Annotated in this window: 4 protein-coding genes; all 4 read left to right on the forward strand. The window is 61.4% G+C overall.

The genetic code is table 11. The annotated features are described in order from the left end of the window. A partial coding sequence (locus tag ACKVY0_RS28445) for an AAA family ATPase (RefSeq protein ID WP_409218267.1) occupies positions 1 to 755 on the forward strand: 755 nt, incomplete at its 5' end. 20 nt (positions 756 to 775) lie between these two features. After that, a complete protein-coding gene (locus tag ACKVY0_RS28450; protein WP_409218268.1) occupies positions 776 to 1639 on the forward strand; it encodes a DUF58 domain-containing protein in 864 nt (287 codons plus the stop codon). Beyond that, positions 1636 to 2445 (forward strand): hypothetical protein, encoded by an 810-nt coding sequence (locus tag ACKVY0_RS28455; RefSeq protein ID WP_409218269.1) that lies wholly within the window; start codon positions 1636 to 1638, stop codon positions 2443 to 2445. The genes ACKVY0_RS28450 and ACKVY0_RS28455 overlap by 4 nt, the downstream gene beginning before the upstream one ends. Next, a complete protein-coding gene (locus ACKVY0_RS28460; RefSeq protein WP_409218270.1) occupies positions 2442 to 3410 on the forward strand; it encodes a vWA domain-containing protein in 969 nt (322 codons plus the stop codon). The genes ACKVY0_RS28455 and ACKVY0_RS28460 overlap by 4 nt, the downstream gene beginning before the upstream one ends. Positions 3411 to 3486: the final 76 nt, after the last annotated feature.

Below are 3486 nucleotides of genomic sequence, written 5' to 3' on the forward strand. Positions count from 1 at the left end.
ACATGCTGCCGTCCGACATCATCGGATCGGAGATCATCGAGCAAAAGAGTGGCGAGTTTCGCATTCATCGCGGGCCGGTGTTCACGAACTTGCTGCTCGCCGATGAAATCAATCGCGCGGCACCAAAAGTTCAGGGCGCGATGCTCGAAGCGATGCAGGAACGCAAGGTCACCATCGGCGGGCAGAACCTCAAACTGCCCACGCCCTTCCTCGTCATCGCCACACAGAACCCTGTCGAGCAATCCGGCACCTTTGATCTCCCCGAAGCTCAGCTCGACCGCTTCATGCTGCTGCATCGCCTCGGCTACCCGACGCGCGATGAAGAACAACTGATCCTGCAACGCCAGCTCGGCATGGGTCTGCGAAAAGAGGATGGTGGTGCGGTTCCACGCTCCGCCTTCGACATGATCGAAGACTCTCCAGGGGCCTCTGTCGCCGATCTCGTCACCTCCATGGAAGCCGTGCAGGCCGTGCATGTCAGCGAGGTCTTCGTGAAGCACTGCGTCGAACTCGTGCGCCGAACGCGCGAGTCGAAGCTGCTCGACTTCGGCTGCAGCCCACGTGCCGGCCTGGCGCTGATCAATTCCGCCCGCGCCCGCGCCATCATGCATGATCGCGATTACGTCACGCCCGAGGATCTCTTTGAACTCGCCGAAGACGTCATCCTCCACCGCATTCGCATCAGCTACGAAGCCTCCGCCGCCGGGCATACGACCAAGGAAGTGCTTGAAGGCATCCTCGCGGGCATGGGCTGATCTGATTCGTCATTCTCGTCATGCAACGCCAAGTCCAGCTCAACCCAGATCCCGTCGATGCACGGCAGTTCGAGGTTACGGTCAAGCAACTGGCTAACAGCCTCAACTTCGGCCAGGAGGAATCCGTCTTCCACGGCGGCGGGCTGGAGTATGCACAGTCGCGGCTCTATGTGGCGGGTGATCCGGTGAAGTTCATCGATTGGAAGGTCTCCGCGCGTGTCGGCAAGCTGTTCATCAAGGAGTATCAGGAGCCGAAGCAGATCCCGCTCTACCTTCTGCTCGATACCTCCGCGTCGATGTGCATCACCTCGCAACCGCTGAGCAAGTATGCCTGGGCCGTGCGCATCGCCACGGGCATCGCACTCGCCGCGCAGACGAGCATGACGCCGGTGGGCCTGCTCGGCTGCGGTGCGCGTGAGCTGCATGTGCGGCCCACGCTCTCACGCAATCTCGTCATGGAATGGTCGCACAAGCTGCGCCTGCACGACTTCCTTGAAGAGACTTCGCTGGCCAAACGCGCGCGCGAAGTCGCGCCCTCATTGAAGCGTCGCACCACCGTCATCGTGCTCAGTGATCTGCATGATCCCGATGCCTTCGCTGCGCTGCAAGTCATGTCACAGGAGCATGATTGCCTCGTGTTGCATCTCCAAGACCCTGCCGAGCTGAACATCAAAGGCGCGGGCATCTTTCGCGGCAGCGAGGCCGAGTCAGGCCGCAGCTTCGTCGGTCACGGACGCCGCGCCTTCATCAAGAGCGAGGAGTGGAAAAGCGAACTCACGCGCCTCGGCATCGATTACCTGCACCTGCGCACCGACCAGCCCATCCTCGGCAAGCTGCGTCACTTTTTGAACCGTCGCGGCTTCGGAGGTAGCTCTGGCCGATGAAACGCAAGCACGCACTCTGGCTCACCGCTTTCATCGCATTCGCCGTGATCGTTTACATCGCTACGCGAGCCAGCGACGACTCACTGCGCGTGCCCCTCGGCGTCGAGCAGGCCGCCATCGTCACCTACAGCGGCCCTTTGCTCGCCGTCGCGCCGTATAAGTGGGGCGTGGCGGTGAATGTGCGCATCGCCGAGATCACCGAGCGCCCGGATCGCCGCATCTATGACCTGCGTTACATCGTCAATCGTGCGGGCACTTTTGATCTCAAAGACTACCTCATCGCCGATGACGGCAGCACACTGGAAGGTCTGCCCGCGTTCAAGTTTGAAGGCGACCCGAAGCTCTCGAAGAATCTCGACACGCGCATCCAGGAGACCGAGGAGATCCGCGTCGATGTCGGTGGTCGCTATTACGAGACGATGGCTGTGCTCGCGCTGCTGTGGATCGGCTGGCTGCTCCTGCTCATCTTTTGGAAACGTCCAAAACCGCACACAGTGCCGGATGCAGGCCCGCCGCCGCCCACGCTCGCCGAGATGATGCGCAGCTTCCTCGCGCAACTCGAAGCAGGCACGCTCAATGCCGATGCGAAGGCCAAAATGGAAATGGTCATGCTGCAATGCTGGCGCAACGAACTCGCGCTCAATGCCGAGCCGATGCACACCTCGCTCGACCAGATCGCCAGCCATGGCAGCACCGGCGAAGCTTTGAAGAAACTCCAGCACTGGCTGCATCATCCCAGCTCGTCCGTGCCCAGCGCTGACATCGCCGCCGTCATCAAGCCTTACACGGCCGAACCCGCCACATGATCTTCCAGCATCCGCAATTGCTTGGCTTGCTCGCGCTGCCTGTCATCCTCGCCTTTTGGGAGTGGACGCGTCGCGGACAACCCATCGCCATGCCCTTCGATCATGGGCATCAGGGGCGCGGTCGCATCCTGCAGTTCATGGTGCTATGCGCGAACTGCCTGCCCGCGGCACTGCTCGCGATTGTCATCATTTTTCTCGCGCACCCGATGACCTACACGCCGCCGGAAGTGGAGCGGAAGCTCAACAACGTGCAGTTCGTGCTCGATACCTCCGGCAGCATGGCCGAGGACCACGGCTCGCAGGCCAAGGGACGTCATCGGCGCTTCGACTCGGCGATGAATGCGATCGAGCAGTTCATCACCTACCGCCAGGGCGATGCCTTTGGGCTCACCATCTTCTCGCGCACCTTCATCCACTGGCTGCCGCTCACGCTCGACACACAGTCCATCCCGCTCTCGAAGCGCTTCATCGAACCGAACAACCCCAAGCTCGATCCGCCCTCCATGGGCCGCCACGGCCTGCCCGATGAACTCTGGGGCCAAACCTACATCGGCAAAGCCCTGCATGGTGCCGCTGATCTGCTCGCGCAGCGCCCGACCGGCGACCGCATGCTCATCCTCATGACCGATGGTGAAAGCAGCGACATCCTCCCGCCGCTCGACGCCCCGATCATCGCTCACCTGCGGGCGGAAAACATCACCGTCTTCACCATCATGCTCACCGGCGACAAGATCTCGCAACCGCTCATCGACATCACCCGCGCGACCGGCGGCGAAGTCTTCAACGCCGTCACGCCCGAAGCGCTCGCGAGTGTTTTCAAGAGCATCGATGAGATGAAAAAAATCGTCGTGCTGGAGAAGCGTCCGCAAGTCGTGGACTTCTACGATCCATTTTTCATCCCCGCCCTCAGTGCGCTTGCAGCATGCGTGCTCGTGTTGTTTGGCCTGCGCTTTACGCCGTGGTAGGAAGCCGTGACAGCCGTGAGAAATGCCTGCGCCACCGATCTCGCCAGGCCGAAACCACAGCCCCCGCAACATCGAA

This window comes from Prosthecobacter sp., from assembly GCF_046154365.1.
Lineage (GTDB): Bacteria > Verrucomicrobiota > Verrucomicrobiia > Verrucomicrobiales > Verrucomicrobiaceae > Prosthecobacter.

Excerpts from the sequence above, each read along its gene's own strand:
- ACKVY0_RS28460 (WP_409218270.1), top strand. The coding sequence starts at position 2,442 with ATGATCTTCCAGCATCCGCAATTGCTTGGCTTGCTCGCGCTGCCTGTC.
- ACKVY0_RS28455 (WP_409218269.1), top strand. The coding sequence starts at position 1,636 with ATGAAACGCAAGCACGCACTCTGGCTCACCGCTTTCATCGCATTCGCC.
- ACKVY0_RS28450 (WP_409218268.1), top strand. The coding sequence starts at position 776 with ATGCAACGCCAAGTCCAGCTCAACCCAGATCCCGTCGATGCACGGCAG.